At 49.8% G+C, this 24,584-nt stretch carries 24 protein-coding genes and 1 pseudogene; 4 read left to right on the top strand and 21 right to left on the bottom strand.

The features are described 5' to 3' along the window. Positions 1 to 93: 93 nt before the first annotated feature. Genes ACFVRY_RS05735 through iolD form a run of 4 tightly spaced genes read right to left on the bottom strand, consistent with a single transcriptional unit; the run spans position 94 to position 5,372 of the window. Entirely contained in the window at positions 94 to 1,539 is a 1,446-nt protein-coding gene (locus ACFVRY_RS05735) for a CoA-acylating methylmalonate-semialdehyde dehydrogenase (RefSeq protein WP_387498210.1), read from the bottom strand. A 37-nt stretch (positions 1,540 to 1,576) separates the two neighbouring features. Then, entirely contained in the window at positions 1,577 to 2,584 is a 1,008-nt protein-coding gene (gene iolC / locus ACFVRY_RS05730; RefSeq protein WP_066362782.1) for a 5-dehydro-2-deoxygluconokinase, read from the bottom strand. Between the two features lie 19 nt (positions 2,585 to 2,603). Beyond that, positions 2,604 to 3,497, bottom strand: coding sequence for a myo-inosose-2 dehydratase (iolE, locus tag ACFVRY_RS05725; protein ID WP_387498208.1), 894 nt, complete (start codon positions 3,495 to 3,497; stop codon positions 2,604 to 2,606). A 12-nt stretch (positions 3,498 to 3,509) separates the two neighbouring features. Further along, complete coding sequence (gene iolD, locus ACFVRY_RS05720; protein WP_387498206.1) at positions 3,510 to 5,372, bottom strand: 3D-(3,5/4)-trihydroxycyclohexane-1,2-dione acylhydrolase (decyclizing); 1,863 nt, start codon at positions 5,370 to 5,372, stop codon at positions 3,510 to 3,512. Positions 5,373 to 5,524: 152 nt separating this feature from the next. Here iolD and ACFVRY_RS05715 point away from each other — a divergent pair, with 152 nt between their 5' ends. Further along, a complete protein-coding gene (locus ACFVRY_RS05715; protein ID WP_387498204.1) occupies positions 5,525 to 6,199 on the top strand; it encodes a hypothetical protein in 675 nt (224 codons plus the stop codon). Between the two features lie 107 nt (positions 6,200 to 6,306). Here ACFVRY_RS05715 and ACFVRY_RS05710 read toward each other — a convergent pair whose 3' ends face one another. The 6 genes from ACFVRY_RS05710 to ACFVRY_RS05685 all read right to left on the bottom strand — a co-directional run bounded on the left by ACFVRY_RS05710 (position 6,307) and on the right by ACFVRY_RS05685 (position 10,150). Beyond that, entirely contained in the window at positions 6,307 to 6,513 is a 207-nt protein-coding gene (locus tag ACFVRY_RS05710; RefSeq protein ID WP_387498202.1) for a hypothetical protein, read from the bottom strand. Between the two features lie 127 nt (positions 6,514 to 6,640). Next, entirely contained in the window at positions 6,641 to 6,922 is a 282-nt protein-coding gene (locus ACFVRY_RS05705; RefSeq protein WP_387498200.1) for a cytidine/deoxycytidylate deaminase family protein, read from the bottom strand. A 121-nt stretch (positions 6,923 to 7,043) separates the two neighbouring features. Further along, on the bottom strand, positions 7,044 to 7,448 hold the full coding sequence (locus tag ACFVRY_RS05700) for a VOC family protein (protein WP_387498198.1): 405 nt from the start codon (positions 7,446 to 7,448) through the stop codon (positions 7,044 to 7,046). A gap of 42 nt (positions 7,449 to 7,490) precedes the next feature. Next, the gene (locus ACFVRY_RS05695) at positions 7,491 to 8,030 is read right to left on the bottom strand and encodes a PadR family transcriptional regulator (protein ID WP_387498196.1); all 540 of its coding nucleotides are present in this window, start codon (positions 8,028 to 8,030) and stop codon (positions 7,491 to 7,493) included. A gap of 69 nt (positions 8,031 to 8,099) precedes the next feature. Continuing rightward, a complete protein-coding gene (locus tag ACFVRY_RS05690) occupies positions 8,100 to 9,257 on the bottom strand; it encodes a YhgE/Pip domain-containing protein (protein ID WP_387498194.1) in 1,158 nt (385 codons plus the stop codon). A 149-nt stretch (positions 9,258 to 9,406) separates the two neighbouring features. After that, positions 9,407 to 10,150, bottom strand: coding sequence for an NADP-dependent oxidoreductase (locus tag ACFVRY_RS05685; protein WP_387498192.1), 744 nt, complete (start codon positions 10,148 to 10,150; stop codon positions 9,407 to 9,409). Between the two features lie 127 nt (positions 10,151 to 10,277). On the opposite strand from ACFVRY_RS05685, the pseudogene ACFVRY_RS05680 reads away from it, so the two are divergent. Continuing rightward, positions 10,278 to 10,355 (top strand): annotated as a pseudogene (locus ACFVRY_RS05680) (TetR family transcriptional regulator); the annotation flags it as partial. Between the two features lie 320 nt (positions 10,356 to 10,675). Here ACFVRY_RS05680 and ACFVRY_RS05675 read toward each other — a convergent pair. The 9 genes from ACFVRY_RS05675 to ACFVRY_RS05635 all read right to left on the bottom strand — a co-directional run bounded on the left by ACFVRY_RS05675 (position 10,676) and on the right by ACFVRY_RS05635 (position 20,564). Further along, complete coding sequence (locus tag ACFVRY_RS05675; RefSeq protein WP_387498190.1) at positions 10,676 to 11,020, bottom strand: 4Fe-4S binding protein; 345 nt, start codon at positions 11,018 to 11,020, stop codon at positions 10,676 to 10,678. After that, the gene (locus ACFVRY_RS05670) at positions 11,017 to 12,627 is read right to left on the bottom strand and encodes an FAD-binding protein (RefSeq protein WP_387498188.1); all 1,611 of its coding nucleotides are present in this window, start codon (positions 12,625 to 12,627) and stop codon (positions 11,017 to 11,019) included. The genes ACFVRY_RS05675 and ACFVRY_RS05670 overlap by 4 nt, the downstream gene beginning before the upstream one ends. Before the next feature lie 105 nt (positions 12,628 to 12,732). Further along, positions 12,733 to 13,800, bottom strand: coding sequence for an ABC transporter substrate-binding protein (locus tag ACFVRY_RS05665; protein WP_387498186.1), 1,068 nt, complete (start codon positions 13,798 to 13,800; stop codon positions 12,733 to 12,735). Positions 13,801 to 14,265: 465 nt separating this feature from the next. Continuing rightward, the gene (locus ACFVRY_RS05660; RefSeq protein ID WP_387498184.1) at positions 14,266 to 14,598 is read right to left on the bottom strand and encodes a 4Fe-4S binding protein; all 333 of its coding nucleotides are present in this window, start codon (positions 14,596 to 14,598) and stop codon (positions 14,266 to 14,268) included. Then, on the bottom strand, positions 14,595 to 16,202 hold the full coding sequence (locus tag ACFVRY_RS05655; protein WP_066362823.1) for an FAD-dependent oxidoreductase: 1,608 nt from the start codon (positions 16,200 to 16,202) through the stop codon (positions 14,595 to 14,597). Before ACFVRY_RS05655 ends, ACFVRY_RS05660 begins: the two co-directional genes overlap by 4 nt. A 23-nt stretch (positions 16,203 to 16,225) precedes the next feature. Then, positions 16,226 to 17,110 carry an ABC transporter permease gene (locus tag ACFVRY_RS05650; RefSeq protein ID WP_387498181.1) on the bottom strand — a complete coding sequence of 295 codons (885 nt, stop codon included), beginning with the start codon at positions 17,108 to 17,110 and terminating at the stop codon, positions 16,226 to 16,228. Positions 17,111 to 17,122: 12 nt separating this feature from the next. Further along, a complete protein-coding gene (locus tag ACFVRY_RS05645; RefSeq protein ID WP_387498179.1) occupies positions 17,123 to 17,926 on the bottom strand; it encodes an ABC transporter permease in 804 nt (267 codons plus the stop codon). A gap of 146 nt (positions 17,927 to 18,072) precedes the next feature. Then, complete coding sequence (locus tag ACFVRY_RS05640) at positions 18,073 to 18,849, bottom strand: ABC transporter ATP-binding protein (RefSeq protein WP_387498177.1); 777 nt, start codon at positions 18,847 to 18,849, stop codon at positions 18,073 to 18,075. A 338-nt stretch (positions 18,850 to 19,187) separates the two neighbouring features. Then, positions 19,188 to 20,564, bottom strand: coding sequence for an MFS transporter (locus ACFVRY_RS05635; protein WP_387498175.1), 1,377 nt, complete (start codon positions 20,562 to 20,564; stop codon positions 19,188 to 19,190). A 109-nt stretch (positions 20,565 to 20,673) separates the two neighbouring features. Here ACFVRY_RS05635 and ACFVRY_RS05630 point away from each other — a divergent pair, with 109 nt between their 5' ends. Further along, complete coding sequence (locus ACFVRY_RS05630) at positions 20,674 to 21,012, top strand: ArsR/SmtB family transcription factor (protein ID WP_379464598.1); 339 nt, start codon at positions 20,674 to 20,676, stop codon at positions 21,010 to 21,012. A 221-nt stretch (positions 21,013 to 21,233) separates the two neighbouring features. Here ACFVRY_RS05630 and ACFVRY_RS05625 read toward each other — a convergent pair whose 3' ends face one another. Together ACFVRY_RS05625 and ACFVRY_RS05620 are read right to left on the bottom strand one after the other, a co-directional pair. Further along, entirely contained in the window at positions 21,234 to 22,694 is a 1,461-nt protein-coding gene (locus tag ACFVRY_RS05625) for a sensor histidine kinase (protein ID WP_387498173.1), read from the bottom strand. A 1-nt stretch (position 22,695) separates the two neighbouring features. Beyond that, positions 22,696 to 23,418 (bottom strand): response regulator transcription factor, encoded by a 723-nt coding sequence (locus ACFVRY_RS05620; protein ID WP_387498171.1) that lies wholly within the window; start codon positions 23,416 to 23,418, stop codon positions 22,696 to 22,698. A 162-nt stretch (positions 23,419 to 23,580) separates the two neighbouring features. Between ACFVRY_RS05620 and ACFVRY_RS05615 the strand changes: the two genes are divergently transcribed. Continuing rightward, positions 23,581 to 24,333: a hypothetical protein gene (locus ACFVRY_RS05615; RefSeq protein WP_387498169.1), complete on the top strand. Its 753-nt coding sequence runs from the start codon at positions 23,581 to 23,583 to the stop codon at positions 24,331 to 24,333. Positions 24,334 to 24,584 lie beyond the last annotated feature (251 nt).

Raw genomic sequence — 24,584 nt, 5'->3', positions numbered from 1 at the left:
GTTTCTCTTCTATATGGATTCAGTCCACTCCATTATTCCCCGGCCCTAAGCCGGGGATCTGCTATTTCGTTGTTGTAAGGCTGCTATTGTATATTACCAGCGAGCGGTAACCATCTTTTTGCGGGTAAAGAATTCCACGCCATCTGTTCCATTGGCATGCAAATCACCGTAGAACGATTTCTTCCAGCCCGAGAACGGGAAGAAAGCCATTGGAGCGGGTACGCCTAGATTGACACCGAGCATGCCTGCATCGATAGTTTCGCGGAATTGGCGCACGCTGCTGCCGTTGCTGGTGAACAAGCAAGCCCCGTTTGCGAACTCTGAACGATTGGCAATAGCGATTGCATCCTCCAGCGTATCTGCACGCATCACGGACAGAACCGGTGCGAAGATTTCATCTTTCCAAATCTTCATTTCGCTGCTCACCTTGTCAAAAATAGTCGGGCCCACGAAGTAGCCGGAGTTCTGAACAGCTTCATCCTTGCGTCCGTCTCTAACCAGCAGACCGCCTTCAGCTTCCCCGGATTCGATGTAGCCAAGGGTTCTTTCCTTGTGTCCGCCACGGATAACAGGACCGAGGAACGTACCGTCTTCCAATCCGTTACCGATGGTAATCTGATCGGCAGCGGCAGTCAGACGCTCAACAAGCTCATCAGCAACATCACCGACAGCGACTACAACCGCGCAAGCCATGCAGCGTTCGCCAGCAGAACCGAATGCGGCATTAACGATTTCTTTAACCGTCAAATCCAGATCCGCGTCAGGCAGAACGATAGAGTGGTTCTTCGCGCCAGCCAATGCTTGCACGCGTTTGCCATGCGCCGTACCTGTTGTATACACGTATTCCGCAACGGGTTGTGAGCCAACGAAGGATATCGCCTTGATCTCCGGATGCTCCAGAATGCCGTTCACGACATCATGTGCGCCGTGTACGATGTTCAGCACGCCGGCAGGCAGACCTGCTTCATGGAACAGCTCAGCCAGACGGTTCGCCAGAAGCGGCGTACGCTCGGATGGCTTCAACACAAAGGTGTTACCAACGGCAATCGCCAGTGGGAACATCCAGCAAGGTACCATCATCGGGAAGTTGAATGGTGTAATACCGCCGATCACGCCGATAGGATAACGGTACATACCCGATTCTATGTTGGACGCAATATCCGGCAATTGTTTACCCATCATCAGGTTTGGTGCACCTGCAGCAAACTCGACGCATTCGATTCCGCGCAGCACCTCGCCACGCGCTTCGCCGAGGCTTTTACCATTTTCCTTCGTAATCAGGGTAGCCAGCTCATCCCAGTGATCCACTAGCAGCTGCTGATATTTGAAAAGCACGCGTGCCCGGCGCGGAACCGGTGTCCGGCTCCAGCTCTCAAAAGACTTGCGGGCGGCTTGGACCGCTGAATCTACGTCACCCTTAGAAGACAATGGCACCTGCGCCAATACTTCTTCCGTAGCAGGGTTGTACACATCATCGTATTGTGCAGCGGAAGACTCCACCCATTCTCCGCCGATCCAGTTCTTTAACTTCGTTGTCATCGTAGTCCCTCGCTTATAGTAGATTTAGCGGCTTTGCTTAGCCAGCTATGATTTCGCCGCGGTTGCAGCGTTCAATATAATCTTCAACTTGTGCTACAGTTGGCATGGCATCTGAACAGCTATGGCTGGAAATGACGATACATGCGGCCGCGCTGCCAAATTCCATGCTTTTCTCAATAGTTAGACCGGACATCAGTCCGTGAATGAAGCCAGCCGCATAAGAGTCACCCGCTCCAAAAGTCTTGATAACCTTCGCCGGATAGGATTTAGCCCGTTGCTCCAATCCCTCTGCGGTGTAAGCGATGGAACCTTCCTTACCGTGTTTGATAATAACGAGTTTGGCGGAGTAGTTGAACCACTTGGAAGCTGTGAAGCTGTCGCTATGCTCGTGATTATTCTCAAACCGTTCCATGCTGTCGAATTCTTCTCTTGTGCCAATAATAATGTCACTTTTCTCTGCCGCCAGGTTGTAATATACCGCTGTTTCTTCGGCAGAATTCCAAGTATACGGACGATAATCAATATCTAGAATGACTGTGGTGCCATGCTTGCGGGCATAATCCAAGGACAGAAGTACAGCTTCCCGGGAAGGACTGGCAGCGAGCGCTGTACCCGATACAAGCAGGGCCTTACTGTTCGCAATCAGTTCCTCATTCACTTCAAGCGGTCCTAGCTTCAGATCAGCTACATTGTCGCGATACATCAGAATGCTGCATTCGCTCGGGCTCTTGATTTCGGTAAAAGCAAGTCCTGTAACCGCACCCGTCTTGTCTGTAACGACATTACTGGTATCAATATCTTCTTTCTCCAGGTACCCTTGGATAAACCGTCCCATCTGGTCATCGGCAATCTTGCCGATAAATGCTGTTTTATGGCCCAAACGGCTCATGCCAATCGCAATGTTAGCAGGTGATCCGCCAACGTATTTGGTAAACGTCATTGTCTCTTCCATAGGCCGATTAATCTCATTCGCATTCAAATCGATGCACAAGCGGCCAATCGCAGTAAAGTCAAACTTCCTTCCGGAAGGAAAAATGTAAGACAATAGGTTCACCCTCCTTCGTTTATAGTAAAGATTCCAAGTAGCGGAGTGCCTTCTCTGCATATTCACGTGCCGGATGCTCTCCCGGGTCTTGCTCCCCTTCAAGCAGTGCCCAGCCTGTATAGTTTCGGCTCACAAGCTCGCCGATAATCGGTGTGAAATCAATACATCCATCACCAGGAACCGTGAACACGCCTCTGCGAATGCAGGTGACGAAGTCCACGCCATCTGCTCTGGCCTGTTCCAGCAGCGCTGGACGCACATCCTTCAGATGCACATAGGCTACCCGATCATAATGCTTGCGCAGGACATCCAGCGGATTCGCCCCGCCGTATAATGCATGACCGGAATCGAAAAGCAGATATACAGCTTGTGGATCTGTCAGCTCCATCAGCTTGTCGATTTCTTCCGGGCTTTCTACAGCAGTGCCGCCGTGGTGATGGTAAGTTAGCTTCAAGCCATACTCTTGAGCAATTCTGCCCGCAGCGTTTAGGCCTTCTACCAGGCTGGCCCAACCCGCTTCATCCAGACGAATGACTTCACTCTCATTTGGCGTCCGTCTCGGATCGAAGTGCAAAGAGCCGCCTACCTCGCAAGTGCTGATAACTTTGCTGCCCATGCTCTGCAGGAATTTGGCATGTTCCCGGAAAGCTTCCAGTTCCTGCTCACGATAAGCCGGATCGGAGAACAATACGGATTTCCACTGGGAGACTAGCTGAATATCACGCTTCGCCAGCTCTTCCTTCAGCAATGCGAGATCCGTCGGGAACTTTCTGCCCATCTCTGTGCCCTTAAGACCCAAAGATTGTATATCGTCCAAAATCTGCTCGTAAGTGGTATCATTGCCATGCTCTTTAACATCTTCGCCAACCCAGTTGATTGGGTGAACGCCTAATTGAAATGGAAACCGTGTCATCACTTAGTCCTCCTAGTAGACTCTCGCCTGAGATAACTTCTCGTTCATTGCCTGATGCGCATCCGTAACTTTAGTGCTTGAGGAAACGGCGGGAACCCCTACATTCCACCAGGATTCATAACCGTCGGTATTTGTACCGGCAAGAACCGGAATTTCAATTAATGTAGTGCGTGTTTCTTCCTTCGCAGCCTGGAGGGCCTGCTCAAGTTCTTCTGGTGTAGTCGCTTTGTATGCGGCTGCGCCAAGGCTGCGGGCATGAGCTGCAAAATCAATCGGAAGCGGCGCCCCTGTGTAGCGGCCAGTGCTCTGTTCACGATAACGGAACTCGTTGCCGAAGCCGTCACTGCCATGTCCGCGCTGCAGGTTATGAATACATTGATAACCATGATTGTCGAATAGCAACACTGTAATCTTGCGCCCTTCCTGGAGGCTTGTAACCAATTCCGAATGGAGCATCAGATAACTGCCGTCTCCGACAAAGGCGTACACCTCACGTTCCGGCTCTGCAAGTGCAACGCCGAAAGCCCCGCTGACTTCATATCCCATACAGGAGAAGCCATATTCCATGTGGTAGCCGCTTGGCTGTCCGACCCGCCACAGGCGGTGAAGGTCGCCCGGCAAGCTGCCTGCCGCACAAACAATAACGGCTTCGTCGCCAATCGTCTCGTTGATGACACCAAGTGCGCGCGTCTGAGCGAAGCCTTCTGGATGTTCCAGTTCGTACAACCGGTCTACCTCGTTCTTCCACTCGGTACCGAGGGCTGCGATCTGTCCGTCAGCATAAGAACTGTTATAACCTGCAGCACTCAAGCCTTCCAAGAGCTGAAGGATGACTGTCTTCGCATCTCCCGTCAAGGCTACACCGTCAAGCTTGGCGCCATCCATACGGTTGATGTTGATATTCAGGAACTGCGCTTCTGGATGAAACGCTGATTTGGATGAGGTCGTAAAGTCGGAATATCTTGTTCCGATGCCAATAATCAGGTCTGCTTCTTTGGCTACCTTGTTGGCGGCCAAAGCACCAGTTACGCCAACTCCGCCAACGTTGAGCGGGTGGTTCCAAGGCAAGGAGCCTTTGCCTGCCTGTGTTTCCGATACCGGAATGCCAAACTTCTCTGCAAATTCAGCAAGCGCTTTCGTTGCCTCTGAATATTTAACGCCTCCACCGGCGACGATCATTGGCTTGCGTTTAGACTTCACAAGGGTAATCGCTCTCTCCAGAGTCTGGGGAGCCGGTTGTTGGCGTTCTACATAATGCACACGCTTCTCGAAGAAGGATGCTGGATAATCATAAGCTTCAGCCTGCACATCCTGTGGCAGTGCCAGAGTAACCGCGCCAGTCTCGGCCGGATCTGTAAGCACGCGGATCGCGTTCAGTGCCGAAGTCATCAGTTGTTCAGGACGGACAATGCGGTCCCAGAATCTGCTCACCGGCTTAAAAGCGTCGGCTGCCGAAATGGTATAGTCATGACCGGCTTCAAGTTGCTGCAATACCGGGTCAGGCTGTCTGGAAGCAAAGTTGTCACCCGGAAGAAGAAGCAGCGGAATGCGGTTGACCGTTGCCGTTCCGGCTGCAGTAACCATATTCAAAGCACCGGGACCAATGGAAGTGGTGCAGGCATAGATTTGTTTGCGATTGTGTTGTTTAGCGAATGCGGTGGCCGCATGTGCCATCCCCTGTTCGTTCTTGCCTTGGATGAAATTCAGACTGCCTGAGCTACGCTCCAGGGCCTCACCAAGACCGGTTACATTACCGTGACCAAAGATTCCCATTACCCCAGCAACAAATTTTGTTTCGACTCCGTCGCAGGAAATGTACTGTTGATCCAGAAATCTTAATAGGGCCTGTGCCATTGTTAAGCGGATAGTAGTCATTGTATCCTCCCTATTTGTGAGTTAAGCGCTTATCAAAATTAAATAAATGTAAATGCAATCATTTTATATTCATTGTATAGGTAAAGCGCTTAATCCAATGTTACAATGAATAGGACAAAAAAATCAATCATTATTTCTTGGAGGTTTTGCTAATGCCTGTTGTTGACCATCTTCGTCCCTTTTGGGACACTGTACTTCGTGTTGCACCATTACTATATTTGGACCGCCGGGAGCCCTTCAAACCGCATCGTGTCGGAGTCACTGTGTTTGAGACGACCGCACCTTCAGTTTCTTTTGACCGGATTGTCCATGTCGATACCAGCAAGTATAGCCTGGTCATTGAGTACGCTATTTATTACGATTATGACATTCAACATATTTATGACCTGGAGCATGTTTGGGTATACCTGAATCATGACGGTGGCATCGAGTACGCTGAAGTCAGCTTCCATGGCCATTTTCTGGTAGGATTAATGCGCGACCGCAGCAATTTGACGGAGGATGGTGTGATCAAAATCTATGTTCAGCCCGGCAAGCATGCTATGGCCGCACATGAAGAGTTGTTCCGGCTGCTCCCGAACGTGGAGAGATGCTGCCTGGAAGAGACGGGAATCGAAGGCGTGCTGGAGCCGGACATCTTCAGAGGTGAGTTCAAACCAGGAGTACATATCGATCCGCCAGCCGAAGCGCATTTACGAACCTTCAGTTTCCAGCCTTCGTTCGAATATGTTCCTTATCAATTGCCCCAGGAAGCATTCGTCTCCTGGCCAGAGCTACGCGAAGAGATTCCGGTACGCATGAAGGCTCTTATTTCCACGATTAGGTAAAAAATATTTACTTTATGGAAAATAAAACGAAGAGGTGTCCCCAAGCCGTGAATGGCTGGAGATACCTCTTCATGTGTAAATTACTTTGTTGATTTATTACTTAGCATTTAGCCTTTAGATAAATAGTATTGATGCTGGGTATTGAGTAATTTAAGAATCTCTGGAAGCTCTTGATGTGTGACTGGCGGCAAACAAATTAATTCGCTACCGCATCTAAAATAGGCACGACCATCCCCATATTTGTATTCATATCCTTCAAGTTTGTCAGCTTCATCAGCAAATTTGGAGTATAACAACTTATCCTCGTCAGACATGTATTGGAAAAACTCATCAAGAATTATCTTAATCACCCCATTAGTTCGTACCAATAATTTTTAAAACCGCGATCTTAAGTAATCTTTGAATTATCTAAGTGTAAGTAGTGTGAATTTATGTTATTACTTAATTTTTTTCTCTTGTATATTTATTGGGTAGCAAGTCACTTATTATAGTCTTTATATATCCTTCTTTGTCCTTTAAAATCACATTTGTTCCTTCCCCATAGTCGCTTATTAATTCACGACAAATACCACAAGGGGATACAACTTCTATTCTTTGATTCTCTTGAGTTGGGTCAGGATGCCTAACAGCTACGATGGTATCAAATTCGCTTTCTCCTTCTGAGATTGCTTTTCCTAATACAATTGCCTCCCCACATACAGTAATTTGCTCATGATGATCCATACATACGAAGAGCAATTTATGTTTTCAAAAAACATTATTCAAATAAGAAGGCAGTTAACCCTTTGAAAATGGAAAAAGACAGCCCCTTTCTAGGAGCTGCCTTCTTAAAATATAATCCTTGTTATTTTCCCTGCATGCGCACATAGGGTTCATATGAGGAGATTTCAACCAGATTCTCATCAGGGTCCCTGATATAGATAGAGTACATCGGCCCAAGTGCGCCTGTACGCTCCACCGGACCCAATTCAATCTTGACACCCTGCTCCGCCAAATGCTTTTTCACATCATTCAGTGAATCACTGGTAATCAGACAGAAATCGCCCGACCCCATCGTCGGCCGCTTAGCTTTCGGGTCAATCTCCTGGCCCACCTGCTGGAAATTGATCTTTTGCTGTCCAAATTTTGCTGCTTTCCTGTCCTGTCCGAATGAGATGACCTCCATCCCAAGAACTTCGCCATAAAATCGGCAGGAAGCCTCTACATCACGGACAGTCAGCACCAAATGATCGAATCTGGCGATTTTCACATCTCTCACTCCCAGTAACTTAAAATAGCATATGCTGTGCTGTTATTCAGCCCCGGCGCGCTCACGAACAGTAGTCAGCACCTTATGGAGCCAGTCGATGTCCTTGTGATACGTTTGGTTCGCATGATCCATAATCAAGCTAACGGCCTCCCGTCTCTCCACCGGAATAATGGCGAGTGCAGGATCGGTTCCCTCTATGAGGCTGACCTTTTTGTTCAGCTTTTCGATGGCCTCCTCAATGACATAAGCAAGTTTATGGGGATCGACCTTATCCAGAAACAGCAACGAGGAATACAATGATCGGATATCGCTGAAATTTTTGAAAACATCATATATTTCCTCTTCCAGCATGAGCCGTCCCTTGTCCGTGATACCGTAGGTGGTCTTCTCAGGACGATTGTCAGTTTGCACCACCTTGAGCTTCTTAATCAGCCCTTTCTTCAACAACACCTCGAAGTTATAATACAGCGTCCCATCGTTGATGGATACCGTGTTGTCCAATGGCTTGAGGTTCTTCTTAATGTCATAAGGATGATGCTCGCCCTCACTCAGCATACCAAGTATAAATATTTGAAGCGACAATAGTGTCCTCTCCTTCATGCATATTTAAAAGGGGCCCACGAGGAGATTTCAGAGCCCACTCTTATTATTTTACATGAAAAGAGGCTGCGGTGCAGGCTCGATTGCTTCTTTAGGCTGTTTTACTGTCTTGAACAGATGGATCAGTGTATTAATCAATAGCGCTCCAAGACCCACCAGCACTAGGCCCGCGAGATATCCTCCCGTTTTTCCGCCGCCAAACAGCAAGTTGTAATCCAGATGCAGCGTATAGAACATTGGGGAAATATGGCTGATAGCCTTGAATACTCCACTCATCATTTCCTGTGGAATCACAGACCCGTTGGCAATCGTCTGGGTCAGTAGAATCGGCAGATTCACAATCATCCCCGCTTGCCCCAGCAGCAGACAGCAAATACTCGTAAACTCAATGGCGACGAACATTTCCAGCGAATGCACCATCCACACTTTCATAAATGTCTCTGCGCCATAACCATGAACCGCGAAGTACAATGAAACGCCAACAAGTGGGGCAATCAAGGACAGCAACACATTAACACCTTGCAGGGACAGGAAAGCTTTCCACTTGCCTAAACGGGATCTCAACTGATTCAAAGCACCAATACTCATCATGGAATAGATCATCGCGCCCACATAAGAAGACATCGTCAGGAACATTGGAGCCATCTGATTGTGCATTCCGACTGGCTGTGGATTGGTCATCACAACATTGGCATCTACCTTATCCATTATACCAGCAACCATCTGCTGCGCCTGGGCTTCAGGCACCTTCATGCCTTGCAGAATACCATTGAAGCTCTGGGTCTGTAATTGCGTACTGATCTTGTTCGTGATCTGAGTGACAACATTCTGCATGGTACTACTTACAGTAGCGGGATTGGATTGGTTAATGAAAAAATCCAGTTTCACCTGTTCTCCCTGCGCAGACAACTTCTGCGTAAAATCCTGCGGAATATGCATCACCAAATGAGCGCTGCGATCTTCCAGCTCTTGCTTAGCCTGTTCCAGGGACAGACTCGTTATGACATGAAAAGGCATTTGCGCCTGAATTTCCTTCACAAACGTTGCCCCAGCCTGCTGATCCTCGTTGACAATGGCTACAGTAAGCTTGTCGATATCCTTAGGCATCGAGCTATACCCGCCCATAAAAATCCCGATCATTATGATCTGATAAAAGATCATCATAAAGACGCCACTCAAAATCCCTTTGTGCTTCAGAAATGATTTCATAATCCAGCTCCACCTTATACTTTATTTTAAATACTCTAATTAAAGTAATACAATCAGAGTTTAGTGTCAATGGGGAACAAATTAAACAAAAACAGGTTTACAAAACTGCAGCAGCAATTTTATAAACCTGTTAAGTTTTTTAACATCGTCTATTCCCTGATTTGGATGACCACTTTGCCGTTGACATGACGGGCTTCACATCTCCAGTGCGCCTCGGCCACTCCCACCTGCGACAGTGGAACAACACCGTTAATATGAACTTTCAGTTTATGCTCCCTAACCAATTCTTCAATCTGTGCGAAATCCCTTAAACGGGGCTGAATGAGTGCAAATTTTGCCTCCACATCGTTCCGAGAAGCAATTCCCGTAATAGCCGGGTTAATCAGCGAGATCAGCTTGCCCCCCTCCTTCAGCACTTTAAAGCTCTTCTCCTCAACCTCACCACCAATCGCATCAATAACGAGATCCACATCATGTACAACATCAGTAAAATCAACGGCTGTATAATCAATGACCTCATCCACACCCAACTGTCTGACAAAATCATGGTTTTGCGAGCTTGCCGTTCCTATGACATAGGCCCCTGCCCATTTGGCCAATTGAATCGCGATGTGCCCTACACCACCTGCTGCGGCATGAATCAGTATGCGTTCTCCTTTCCGGAGTTGCCCGTAGTGAAACAGTGACTGCCAGGCTGTAATCGAAACTGCGGGTAAAGCTCCTGCTTCAGGAAAAGAAATATCCAGGGAGATGGGGACCACAGCAAATTTATCCACTCTTGCATATGCTGCGTAGCTTCCGGAATTCATGAGACCGAAGACCCGGTCCCCTGGTCGTACATGATCTACATTCTTCCCTGCAGCCTGTACAATTCCAGCAATATCAGTACTCATGGATGATTGGAATCACAACGTCCTCTTCTCTTAGCACTTCCGGGTCTCCGTATTCATTAAAAATTATGGCTTTCATTGGTTGTTCCCCCTGTCGATATTAGATTGAGCCCAAGAGAAGTTCGAAGAAATCACAATCAACCAAATCTCTGAACGGGCCAACCTTAACCGCGGTACGATATACTTGCATTATGTAGATAAATATGACCTCTTAGAAAAATGCATTGAGGAGCATTCCGAAGTGCTGCGAGGGCTGTGTGTCCCGGAAAATCACGAAGATCGCCATCTACCGAGCAGAGATTCGCTGCTGCTGGAGCGAAATCAGGTGCAAAAAGTAGAGATTGTGTAAGGATATAAGTGACTTTCTTTTCAACACGAAAAAAGGATTGGAACCTCCGGCCAGGGCCGAATCTGTCCAATCCATTACATACATGCTCAAATCTTCGCCTGGCTTATATTACCGACCACTATGTTGCTCCGTGAAGGGGAAGAAAAGAAGGGGGAATAAACGCCTGCGGACGCCCTCTCTTACCTGCCTCTATGTTGCTCCGTGAAGGTCTCGAAAAATGGCGTCGTATCCCGCTCCGCCATCGTGGACACGGAATCCCGGCTCCAACCGATCTCGGCCCGCCAGCTTCCTAGCAGCCCGGCTGACACCAGTTCCTCCTCGTTCACTTCGACGGAATGCTCCCCCTGAGGCGCCACATACAGCGCATCCACAGGACAATAAGCCTCGCACATAAAGCAGGTCTGGCAGTCCTCCTGCCGGGCGATGACCGGCAGCTTACCTTGCATCTCGAATACATTGGTGGGACAGACCTTCACGCACAAGCTGCACCCGATGCAGCGGTCCTTACTGACTAGCTCGATCATATCACCTGCTCCTCCTGAAGTCTGCCCAGCTCATGAGCGTGAGGCACGCTCTCTGTGCTGGTGCGGATCTGATCGATGCCGGAGAGAATCAGCCGGTGAGTCTGGCGCGGGTCCAAGGCGGGATATTCCGCCAGACTCTGCAGGCCCCGGCTCTCCTTACGAGCCAGGGCAGCGGTGTAGATCCACCGGCCGACGATTAACATGGCGGCCGCTTCCCTTGACTGCACGGTCCCTTGCACCGACGGTGCGATTCTCCCGTGCAGGCTAGGCATGAGGTCCGTCAGCCGCTGCAAGGCGGACTGGACGACCGGCACGCTGCGGAAGTAGTTAATCTGCAGCGGCAGGATTTCCCGCTGGACAGCCGCAATCAGCGGCTTCGCTTCCAGCGCCCTGCTGTGGGTGGCGCCAGCCGGCAGACCATAGCGGCCTGCCGCGAGCAGCCGCCGGCTGTCTGCGCCTCTTGGCTGGGCCAGCGCATACTGCGCGGCGCCCTGCCCGGCCCAGCTTCCGCTGCACATAGCCCAGGAAGCGTTGTAGGCTCCGCCGCCGGAGATCGCGCCGGTCACCTTCTCGCGCGAGGCGGCGTCCCCGGCGGCATATAAGCCGGGGACAGTGGTGGCGCAGTCGCTTCCGGTGAGACGCAAGCCGCCCGTTCCCCGCATGGTCCCTTCGTAGCGAAGGGTCAGCGGGAACTTGTGCCGGAACGGGTCAATTCCGGCCCGTTCCAGCGGCATGAAGAAGATCGGGTGGGCCCGGCGCAGGAACTCCCTTTTCTCCGCCGTATCGGCCAGATCAAGGCAGGCATAGACGGGCCCTTGCTTCATTAGCTCCGGCAAGCTGCCAAAGGTACGGTCTCCCTTGTGCAGCGGTTGTCCGCCCGCATCATACAGCGTGGCCCAAGCCAGCATGCGCCCGCGAGTGACGGTCCCGTCGGCGAAGCTTGGTGCATATTGGCGGCTGAATTCCATGCCGGACAGCTCCGCACCCGTCTCGACAGACATCAGCAGACCTTCCCCGGTCAGCACGTTACAGCCTAAGCCTTTGCTGAGAAAGGCGCAGCCGCCGGTAGCCATAACGACGGCATTGGCCCGGATCTCCCAGCTCTCGCCGGTCAAGCGGTTGATGCCGCGTGCACCGCCGACACCATGCTCGTCATGCAGCAGTTCAAGAGCTGGAGACTGGTCCATAATTTTAACCCCGGCCTTCCTCACGGTTCTTCGCATGATTTGCATATACTCCGGCCCGTGCAGATGCGTTCGGAGCGCTTTGCCCTCCCCATCCTTAGGGAATGGATATCCCCACTGGGCCACCAGTTCCAGATTATGCTCTACCTGATCGAGCACCCGGTGAATCCAGGCATTTTCGGACAAATATCCTCCTGCCCGAAGCCGGGCCTGAACAGCCTGCTCCCTTAAGTCCGCCACCGGCGGAATAACGAGCAGCGTAGTGCCACCAGGCGCAGTTGCACCGCTGGTACCAAGATAACCTTTGTCCGCCAGAATGACCTTGGCTCCTTGTGAGGCGGCTTTCCAAGCTGCCCAGGCTCCTGCCGGTCCGCCGCCTAACACCAGCACATCCGCCGTCCACTGTTGATCCTGCTGAGACATTCGGTTTCCCCCTTATTTACAGGCCATGTCCCATAGACCTTCTGTTCTTGGTGATATTGAGTGATATTTGAGTGATATTGAGTGCTATTTGAGTGCTATTGAGTGCTATTTCAGCTGCCAATCACTGATCTTGAAATCTTTTTTAGCAAGCTTCTCTTCCACCAGGAAGTTCTTCGTGCCTTCCAGCAGCTTCGTGCCTTCCTCCGTAAACGCGGTATCCTTGATATCGCTGATCGGACTCACTTTCTTCACCAGCTCTGGTGTTGTATTACCGATATCCGCAAGGAATTGATAATATTCATCCTCATGCTGCTTCAAGTCAGCCAAGGCTTTCTCGCGCGCTTCATTCCATACCTTCGGGAAATCAGGGAACTTCGCCAAGTAGTCATCAGACGCTACGGTTGCACTTGTACCTAGAAGGGTTGGGTGCTGGGTGGCATCGTCCAAAAGGGTATAGCCTTCATCAATCAGCTTAAGTGCAGGCACACCTGTATTGGTGATGGCATCCACATCTCCGCGGGCCAAGGCAGCTGTTCCATCAGGAGTCAGCATATGCACAAGCTTAACACCTGTCACTCCCTCTTCCTTCAGCAATCCAGCTATATAGCGGTGCATGAAGGAGCCTTTTTGGATGGCGATGGTCTTGCCTTGAAGCTCCTTGACAGTCTTAGCACCATTCTTCTTGCCAATCAGATAACCTACGCTATGCGCAGAGGATTGGGAGATGAGACGTGTCTTTGCTCCAGAGGCATACGCTATAATGGCAGGTGTATCACCAAGGCTTCCGGCATCCAGCCGGCCGCTGATCAAGGATTCCGTTTGGTCGGGTCCGTTCGGGAAGCCGGTAAGCTTCACTTCAGTAATGCCGTGTTTCTTCAGCTCTTCCTGGATAATTCCCTTGTGAAAGCCCCAGCCTTCTGCTCCGCCCGGAAGATTCAGCTTGTTGGAACCGATATAGCCAAAGTTAAGCGTCGCAGGCACATTTCCCGATGCCTCGCCGCTCGCAGCCTCAGCCTTCTCTCCACCTGCCGGAGCGGATGCTTCCTTGTTACCGGAACCCGTGTTGTTGCCGCACGCCTGAAGCACCATCACAACCATGACTGCACTTGCGATGAGCAGCAAACGCAGCCGTTTGCTCTGTCCCCCTTGATTCTCTCTGAATGCCTTTGCCATTGTTGCTTCTCCCCTCGATGTTGAATATTGGAATGAATATGAAGAAATATTGCCAATAGGATTTCCAGACACTCTCTCAGCTTTGTGAATCTATACAGCTATATAGAACGCATTAAAAATAACAAACAACGCCTAAAAACCATTTCCAAAGTGTAATTAACGGCATTTTTGCACCCTAATTATTCTGCATCAAAGGGTTAACGGAGATTAAGTGCAATAATGTACCTTAAATCTTCTAGAATACCCGTCCAGCGTGATTTTTCGGAAAATAAGATACAATAATGCCCTTATTTCCCTCATTTTCCTATATAAAAGAAAAATAAGGTGCAATAATGCTGTTAGTTTGGAAGTTGGCCCTTTTTTTTACTCTTAAGAAGACGCGTACCTCACCAGAAAAACGCCTGGTTTCTGGTTTCTGGTTTCTGCTTTCTGTTTGAACCTCAATTTCAGTTAATATATAGAACTTTAAAACCCCGCTCTTCGCGATAGCTGATACATAAAATCATGGCCCGCCACCGGCTTTCGGCCTCTGCCCCAGCCCACCTTTTCACGGTACCCGCCAAGTAGTCCCCGCTCCTGTAGTTCTGCCTCGGTCACGCCTGAAATGGCTTCGGCATCAGGATCTACATACAGTGCATCCACCGGGCAGTACAGCTCGCACATGAAGCAAGTCTGGCAATCACTCTGCCGGGCAATGACGGGAATTCCATCCTCCACCCTGTCGAATACATTAGTCGGGCAGACCGCTACACACTGGTTGCATGATATACAACTATCTGCACTTAGGACTTCAATCACAGAAGAACACTCTCCTTCGCTACCTCTTCCCGCTTGACCCATACGTCATCCAGGCCACCGCTGATGAGGCGATGATGCTGCTGTTGATCCATCTTTAGATAATCCTCCCGCTTATGCATTCCGCGTGTCTCTGTTCGTGCAAGTGCAGAGCTATACATCCAGCGTGCTGTAGCTGTCATTGCCTGAACTTCCCGTGCTTTAACCCCTTCAGGTGTACGCTGAATTTCCGTATTACGCTGTTCTTTCCACAATCCGCCCAGACGTTCCAGCGAAGAAGTCAGCCCCTTCTCGGTCCGGAAAAGATTGATGTCATAAGGCTTCACTTCCGCCTGCACCGCTGAGACAAGCTCCGCTGTCCGGGCCGCTGTTCCCGGCTTCACCTGCTGCTCCACCAGTGATGAGGAAGACAGACCCGATGGCGTGCGGTCCTCCGCATGTCTGCCCAAGCTTAGCGCATGGTCAGCAGCGCCTTCCCCGGCAAAAGAACCGGAGGACATTGCCCAGGCGGCGTTATGGCTGCCGCCGCCAGTGAAGCCGCCGCAGATCAACTCACGCGTAGCCGCATCACCGGCTGCGTAGAGGCCGGGGACGCCTGTGCCGCAGCTCTCATCCGTAATGCGGATGCCGCCTGTGCCTCGCACGGTGCCTTCCAACCGCAGTGTAACCGGGAACGCATCCTTAAAAGGATTGATCCCGAGACGGTCAAAGGGCAAGAAAAAGTTCGTCTGCGCCACCCGTAGAAGCGGCTGCAGATCTTCCGGCGCTCCATCCAGTTTGGCGAACACCTGGCGCCCGGCCAGCAGGTTGCGGGCAATGACCGACCGGCCTTTCTTCGAGCCCGCTCCTTCAATCACACTACCATCCTCATAGTAGAAGCTGGCATAGTTGTAATAAGCCGTCTTGGTAACCGAGGAAAAGGTAGGGCAGATCGCGTAAGCATTCGAAAATTCCATTCCTGACAGGGCTGCCCCCGCCTCAGCTGCAAACAGATACCCGTCTCCGGTCAGGACGTTGCAGCCCAACGCCTTACTCAGAAAAGCGCATCCTCCAGTGGCAATCACCACTGCCCCTGCTTGCACAGACCAGGTCTCACCGGTCTGCGTCTGCACACCAGCCGCACCGGCAACGCCATGACCGTCAGCCAGCAGTTCCAAAACCGGACTATGATCCAGAATCTTGACCCCGGCCTTCTTGACCAGCTTCCGCATTAAGCGCATGTATTCCGGTCCTTGCAGACTCCGGCGGTGCTGGTTACCGTGCTCATCTAGCGGAAAAGGATACCCTGCCACACCGAGGCGATTCATATTCTCGTACGTGCGATCCAGCACCCGGTTCATCCAGCGGTCCTCTGCCAATCGTCCACCCAATTCAAAGCGGCTGGCCTTGGCATCTTCACGCAGCTTCTTGTCTGGGTTCACATACCAAACGCCGGTGCCTGAAGGAGCCGTTGCGCCGCTTGATCCGCAGTACCCCTTGTCGGCCAGCACAACTTTAGCACCTTTAGCGGCTGCTGTAAGCGCCGCCCAGGTTCCCGCCGGACCTCCACCAATCACCAGAACATCTGCTGTCAAATACAACGATCCTTTTTGTGCTACTACGCTCATATGCATAGACCTCCTCAAATTGTTTAACCTTGGTAGCTTTCGCGCCAGAACAGAAATTTCCGTTCAATAACCTTAAAAAGAGAGTCAATCAGCTTACCAACAACCGCGAAAATAATAATGCCTACAAAAATGATTTCCGTATGGGAGTTCTGCTTCGCTTCATTGATAAGGAAGCCAACCCCTGATTGTGAACCGATCAATTCGGCGACGACGAGACCAATCCAGGCAACAGCTAGTGACAGACGTAGGCCAAGCAGAATACTGGGAAGTGCCGCCGGTAAAATCAGTCGTAGCAGCTTTTGAGATGGACTGAACCCAAGCACACGGGCCACCTCGAACAGCTTGTTATCCACACCACGAATACCGGCAAATGTATTAATGTAGAGCGGAAAGAAAGAGCCGCTCATAATAATAGCTACCTTGGAGACTTCTCCAAAACCAAACCAAAGGATAATTAGCGGCGCTATCGCAAGGTGCGGAACAAGGCGCAGCACCTGTACGCTCGGGTCCAGCACATATTCCGCGCTGCGGAACAATCCGGTTAATACGCCGAACAATAGCCCCAGGATACCGCCGATCAGAAAACCAATTCCCGCCCTGCCGATACTGACGCCTAGATGATGCAGCAGTTGGCCGCTGGCGAATAATTCGACAAAAGACCTCGCAATGGATAGCGGTGTGGGCAAGAACTCACTCGAGATCCACCCGGCGCTGCCAGCCAACTGCCAGACCGCCACAGTTACGACTGGGATCAAGGCACCAACCCCTAAATCAGACAATAGCGGTCTCCAAACAATGGGGGCCTTTTTGGTCTTCTTTTTGGACCATATGGGTGCCGTTCCGCTATAATCGTGGGCCTCTCTGACTGCTTTGGCCTGATTGATAATAATTTCTACACTATCGCTCATGCTGCACTCCTCCTATCCTTGAAAGTTGTCTTTCCATCTCAATAGCCTGCGCTCGATCAAGCGGACGACGGTATCACTCAGCAGCCCGGCTACTGCGAAGACCAGAATCCCCACGAATACCACCGGCGTGTCGGCAAATTGGCGGGCATCCGACATCATATAGCCGATACCTGAGCTTGAAGCAATAAGCTCCGCCACCACCAGTCCAAGCCAGGACAATCCAAGCGACAGGCGTACGCCAAGAATGACATTTGGCAGTGCTGCGGGAAGCACCAATCTGGAGATCTGTTTCAGCCGACTGTAACCTAACACCCGGGTGACCTCGAACAGCTTGTTGTCTACACTGCGGATGCCTACAAATGTATTGATGTAGAGCGGGAAAAAAGCGCCTTTGGCAATTAGCAATACCTTAGATTCCTCGCCAATACCGAACCAAAGGATGAACAGCGGCACCACCGCAAGGCTCGGGATCATCCGAATCATCTGCAGCGATGGGTCGAGCAGCTTCTCCGACCTCCGAAACAGGCCGACCAGAAGACCTAGTAGCAGCCCAAGCCCCCCTCCAAGTGCAAACCCGCTAAGTGCCCGGGCCGCACTGATTCTCAGACTGACCCACAGATCGCCTGAAACTGCCAGATTCCAGAAAGACTCGCCAATGGTATACGGTGTCGGAAACAGCAGCTCGGAGATGATTCCATAATGACCTAATGTCTGCCACAGAATCAGTACACTTCCCGGGAGCAGTAAGGCCAGCCCTAATGTTGCCGCCTTTCCTGGTCCTCTTGCTGTGTGTACTGCTGCAGTGCGGTTGCTCATGAATGCTCTCCCCCTGTTCTTTACCAATCCTCTTCAGCTATAAAAAAAGAGACTCCCAAAAAATATTTTTCAGGAAGTCTCCAAGTGGTATGGTCGACTTATAGTGATACTTCAGTGATACTTCAGTGCTGCTTCAGATATCTGCTTCAGATCCCCGCCCCATCCGTGAGCTCCAGTTCATCCACCTTCTCGAACTGATTCAGCACGCGTAGCCGCAGCTCCTGAAAAGATGAAGTGGTCTTCTTGCGCGGATACGGCAGATCTATAGGGACAATCTGACGTATTTTTCCTGGCCGCGGTTCCAGAATAACTACCCGGTTACCCAGGAATACAGCCTCGTCGATGTCATGGGTCACGAAGATCATCGTCGTCTTGTTGGTGCGCCAAATGTCCAGCAATACCGATTGCATATGCGCCCGGGTGAAGGCATCCAGCGCCCCGAACGGCTCATCCAGCAGCAAAATCTTGGGGCTGCGCAGCAGTGCTCTGGCAATCGCCACACGCTGGGCCATCCCGCCGGACAACTCACGCGGATAAGACTTCTCAAATCCCTTCAGTTTCACTAGCTCAATCAGTTCATCCACTCTCTGCCGGACTTCTTTGTTTCTTAGAGACAAATCGGAAGCGATATTTTTCTCCACAGTAAGCCATGGAAATAGCCGATGCTCCTGAAAAATAAAGCCCTTATCAATCCCGGGGCCGCCAATTTCGCTACCCTCCAGAGTCACATTGCCCGTATAGCCGCTATCCAGTCCAGCAACGATACGGAGCAAGGTGCTTTTGCCGCAGCCGCTGGGACCAATCACTGTAATAAACTCCCCTTGCTGAACATGCAAATCTACATTGTGAAGGGCCTGAACAGGCCCGCTCGCCGTCTCAAACCGTTTATTCAGATTTGTTATGGACAGTAAAGCCTCTCCCATCCCAGCTCCCCCTTTAAATGTGAGAATAAAAAAACAGAGGGTTCACGCTTCACTTAAGCGCAACACCTCTGTCTGAACAGTCGGCTATTCAATTAATTCAAAGTATTTATATTGGAATTTGTGTTTTTAAAATATCATCTATTTTATGGGTTGTCAACGGTCTTTTATGCGCATTTGTCTAATCCTATCCTCTCGAAGACATTGCTGAACCCCACTGCTGTAGAGCACCTTTGAAATCTGCTCTGAATAAACAAAAAGTCCAATATACCCTGTAAACACAGGATTCTTGGACTTTTTAACATTAACTTTGTACTTCGGAGTTCCGAGCAAAATTTGGATTATACCTGCGGCTGACGCTGCATGGCCGATCTCAGGTAGAGCACTGCACAGCCAATGGATACGATGACGATGATGGAAAGACCCCAGTAAATATTGCTATAGGCTATGCCCATTGGCAGACTCTTTTGCATCGCTAGTGCACTGGCAGAAGCAGCAACCCCCATGGCTCCGCTGCAGAACTGCAGTAGCTGGTACAGCCCCATCCCGGAGCCCATCTCAGCCGGCAGCAGAATACGGGAGATTTCGTTAGATACGCTACTCGACAGAATTGTGAAGCAGGTGCTCATCAGCATGTAAATAAAGATAATGGCTACATATGAGCTTCCCTCAAATAATGCAAACAAGACAACGGCTGCCAAAAAGAACAGCGGAATAATCCGCAAAATCGGGCTATTGCCGCGAGAATCAATAAACCGGCCGACCCGCTGGGAGACAATCATGGCCAGGAACGATCCCGGGAAAATCACCATACCCGCCTGGATGGCGCTTAGACTGTACTGTTTCACCAGAATCTGCGGCATCAGGAACAAGGTCGCAAAGCTGCAAAGATAAGCAGCGATACCAACCGCAGACAGGATCAGATAGCGGCGGTTCTGGAACAAGGACGGCAAGACAAACGGTTCCTTAGCTGAACGAATCCGGGCAGCGAACAACACAAGCGCTACAAGACCTACAGCCAGACCAATCCAGGAATGATTCGTTAAGGCGATTAGCAGGCCTGTCGTGCCCACACTTATGAACAATGCGCCCAGGAAATCGAAGGACCCCTTCTGCACACGCTCTTTTGGAATAAAAATAACGAACAGCGGTACCAGTAGTACCGTAACTGCAGTAACTACAAACAACATATGCCAGCCTAAATACTCAACAATAGCTCCGCCAGCAACCGGACCTAATCCAAGGCCCATCGAGACGGAAGACATGGTTATACTCATCGCCTTGCCGCGGCGCTCAACCGGAATGTAGCGGGAGTTCAGAACCATTGTCAATGCAAGGATTGAGCTTGCACCAGTGGCTTGAACAAGCCGCACAATTAAAAGCATTATAAAGCTATTACTGAACAGCCCTACTATCGCTGCAAGACTCAGCGACAAGATACCTATTATGAACAGCCTGCGGATCGGTACAAAATCGGCAAGACGGCTGTACGTGATAGACGAGACGGCAAAAACGATCGAATAGCCTGTGACAATCCACGAAGTTAACGCAGGTGTCAGATGAAAAGCTTCTGCAACATCAGGCAGAGCCAAATTGAACATCATGGTATTCATGATGACTAGCACGATCGCTACACCTAGCAGGATACCTACTGCCCGTTCATTTATCACAGCCGATTCCTGTCCGACAGATGCGGCAGGGACTGGTTGTTTATTCATTTTCTCCACCATCCAATATTTTTATTGTTCGATTATAATCGAAATTTGAAAATAATATATCACGACTTGTGCTATAATGCAATCATAAGCAAAAAAAGGAGGCACTCCCGTGAAACTTCTATATCATCCCGATCAGGCAGATATTCATTTGTCCACGGTTCTGGATGCCCTAAGCGATCCTATCCGTTTATTAATTGTTTCTGAACTTCATAACGTAGGTGAACGCGCCTGCGGAGACATTAATGTCCCTGTGGTGAAATCTACAGCATCTCATCATATCCGTACCCTTCGTGAATCCGGTATTGTCAATGTACGCGTTCAGGGCACACAAAGACTCGTATCCATGCGTACTGAGGATTTGAATATACGATTCCCTGGGCTGCTATCCTCCATACTCGAGGCTTTTAAAAATTCTGAAGAGAAAAGAAAGCTAATGAATCCGGAGTAATTGCTGCGCTGCGTAAGGTAAGAAGCAGGCTTTGAAACACGTAGAGAGATACGTAAGATACAAGTAGAACCGAACGTAGTCATACATGAATCAAATATAGTGCCAAACACGAACCAAGCATAGTTCCATACCCGAAATCAAAAACAAACAGCGTGCCAAGAACAATCTGGCACGCTGTTTGTTTTTTAAGTTTTACATGAGTAGGATCCGCACCGAGGTCTTCAGACACCTTTGGATACAGGGAAGCCGAATGTGATCATCGCTCCGCCTTCCTGGCGGTTAGCAGCCTGAATCAATCCACCACAGCGCTCTACAATAGCGCGGGCAATGGCTAAGCCGAGTCCGGACTCGCCGTCCTTGCCTTTAACGAAACGGTGAAACAAGGTCGGTAGAAGTTCCTGCGGGAAGCCGGGACCATCATCTGTGACGGTCAGCTCCACTTTTCCTTTTTCAATACTTCCCGTGATATGAATATATTCCTTCGCATATCTTGCCGCATTCGTCACGATATTGAGCAACGCTTGTAGCAGCTTATCACGATCGGCCATAATAATCAGCGCTTTGTTATCCGGACAGTCAATGCGGAGTTTTAGCCCTTTTTTCACAAGCATCGGGTTAACACGCTCGGCCATTTCCGTCAACAGCTCATTCAGGCTCACCTCGGAAGGTTTGAAGATATCCTCTTCACTATCCAATTTCGCTAGCAGTGTCATTTCCGTTACGATTTTGCCCAATCTGCCGCTCTCCTCCAGAATTACATCCAGGCCCGTGCGAACACTCTCGCCTTCAAACACGCCGTCCCGAATACCTTCCGCATACCCTGCGATGGACATCAGAGGCGTCTTCAGCTCATGGGATGCATTCTGAAAGAACTGCTTCTGCACTTGGTTGAACCGATTCAGTTCTCCTGCCATTTCATACACAGTTTGCGCCACAGCGCCTATCTCGCCTCCGGCTCGGATCAGCTTTACATCGGTGAAATGCCGCTCTTTGACCTTCTTCAATTCCTGCTTCAAATTCATTAACGGCTGGATTAGTTTTTTTGTAATGAACAAACTGAGCAGGAACAAGATCGCACCTACAACGAAGATCACTAGAATTAGTCGCCCTAAGAGCGCCTGCTCAATGGCCTTAATCTTGCTTATTGGAGTCAGGAGCGTTAGGGTGCCTTGGGGAATCGCGCTTACATCCATCACATAACGCCCATCCTTCCCATTCCATAGCTCCTGAAGACTGGATGTAACAGGCTTGACCTCCTGCAGCTGTGCGGGCGTGACTGCTGAGAATGAGCCATCGGTTGCTTGCAAGGAAGTTGCATTCAGCGGCATTGGACCCGATAATACTTTCCCGTTAAGATCAGAAACGAAGACTTCCACGCCAGCATAACTAGCCGGGATCGCACTTGTGACATCAAGGATTGTACCTCTAGTCGTCTTGCTCGGTTCTACAGCTACTCCAGCCACATTTTGCAGGGTACCCATATCCTGGATCTTCGCTGAGGTAATATTCTCTCCCGCTTGGGTTAAAGACGCGGACATCGCCGCGCTTAATGTCTTGAGATCATCTTTCTGTGCCCCGATGAAATGATCCAGCAGCACATAATGAATCAACACCGCCGTTATTGAAAGAATCAAGGCCAATGATAACCCGAAGGCAAGATTAATCTGGTGAACGAGCTTCATCTCAAGTCTCACTCCTGTCTGTACGCATACGATATCCGTGTCCCCATACGGACTCTACCGGTAATTCCTCTATTTTTTTACGCATCCGCTTAATTAGATGATCGACTGCACGATCGGAGCCGAAGTAATCGTCTCCCCAGACGAACGTCAATAGCTCGTCCCTCGTGAATGCCCGGTTCGGATGTTCTGCCAATACTTTAAGCATAGCAAACTCCTTGCTAGTAAGATCCACTTCTTCGCCATGCCATATTGCCCGTCTCTCTTCTAGTAGCAGCCTGAGCTCGCCGATGTCGATTCGGGAAGACGCTGACGCTGTTTCATTAAGGGCTGCCCGTTCTTCTGCATTTGTGATCCGGACCCAGCGCTCCAGCTGCCGCTTGATTCGAGCGACCAGTTCACGCGGACTAAAGGGCTTGACGAGATAATCGTCGCTGCCTAGTTCAAGACCGAGGATTTTATCCACTTCATTATCCTTCGCTGAAATCATAATAATAGGAACCTCTCCCTCATTGCGGATGCGCCTGCATAATTCATAACCATCCATACCAGGAAGCATGATGTCCATTACCCACATACTCGGTGGACTTGTTCTATATAATGTCCAGGCATCCTCAGCGCTCGCGAGGCCAACTGTTCGATAATTTTCCTTGTGCAGATATGCCTCTATTAAAGTCCGGATATTCTCGTCATCGTCGACTACCGCGATGAGATAGTTGTTATTCATGAAGTGGTCCTCCTGTGTCTTTTCTCTTTAGTAAGTATACCAAAGCTAGATATAGCATAAGGGCGTTGCCATTGTTTTTCCACAATTCAACCAATATTGTGCCACACTCCTCCTGTAAATTGATAACTGTAAGACAAACCAAACCACAAGGAGTGTTACGAAATGAACTACAGTCTCAAATTCAGAAATGTTGCCCTGTCCGCACTACTGCTCACTGCCATCTCCGCACCGATTGTCGCAAATGCCGACAGCGACGCTAAGGAAAACGCTGTTAAAAACGGAACAGCCACCTTGAAAGAAGTAAAATCCTCCGTTGCAGCCTTTACAACGGCTAATCCAGTGGATCTGGCAAAAAAATACTCGCCCGATACCGTGAAAGATTGGGAAAAAACGCTAGCCAATTACAATAAGCTTCTTTCGCAGACTTCTACAACCGATGGAATAGCGACTTTGGTTGCTGTTGACGTAGATCCTGACCAATTGCAAAAAGCTATCGAGAATGCAAAACCAGGTGAGGCCTCGAAGGTTGAGGGAAGTAAGCTTAATTCCATCGAGGGAGTTAAGGCTGATAAATTACCTAATTCCGAAGAAAAGAACACGCTGACTTTTTCCAAAAGTTTTAGCAGTGCCGAGCTACAGAAATTAATTGAGAATGCAAAACCAGGTGAGGCAATTGCCGTCAGTCCCGTAAAACTTGACGAAAAAGCAAGCGGAATAACGAGTGCAGTTATCGCTAATGCAGAAGCTTATCAATTAAATGATGCAACCACAGCTACTAATGCCTTCTTTTCAGCCCAGCTTAAATTGAATGATGCTGTAACTTCTAAAGATACTGCTGCAATCAAGTCTTCCCTTGCCGAACTTCTGGAGCAATATAAAACAAAAATTACCGAGCTTAAAGCGGCTCAAGATTAACCCTAAATACATTCCACGCTTTAACTGCACCATTAATCAAGACTGGCTATCCGCACACTCTACTGAATGACCGGACGCCCAACAACCAGCAAGCTTCCTTTTGGAAGCCTGCTGGTTGTTGTTTTATTTTCTCTGACCTAGGGTTCATCGTTTAATCTCCCTGAGAAATCATAGATATTCTCCCCTTTCATCCCCGTCGTCTTGAACATGCAAATCACCGTGAAGATAAATCAATGTACATTCCTTTTTAT

The sequence above is a fragment of the Paenibacillus sp. NPDC057934 genome, from assembly GCF_042887565.1.
Lineage (GTDB): Bacteria > Bacillota > Bacilli > Paenibacillales > Paenibacillaceae > Paenibacillus_AQ.
This window is presented reverse-complemented; position numbering and strand designations above follow the sequence as displayed.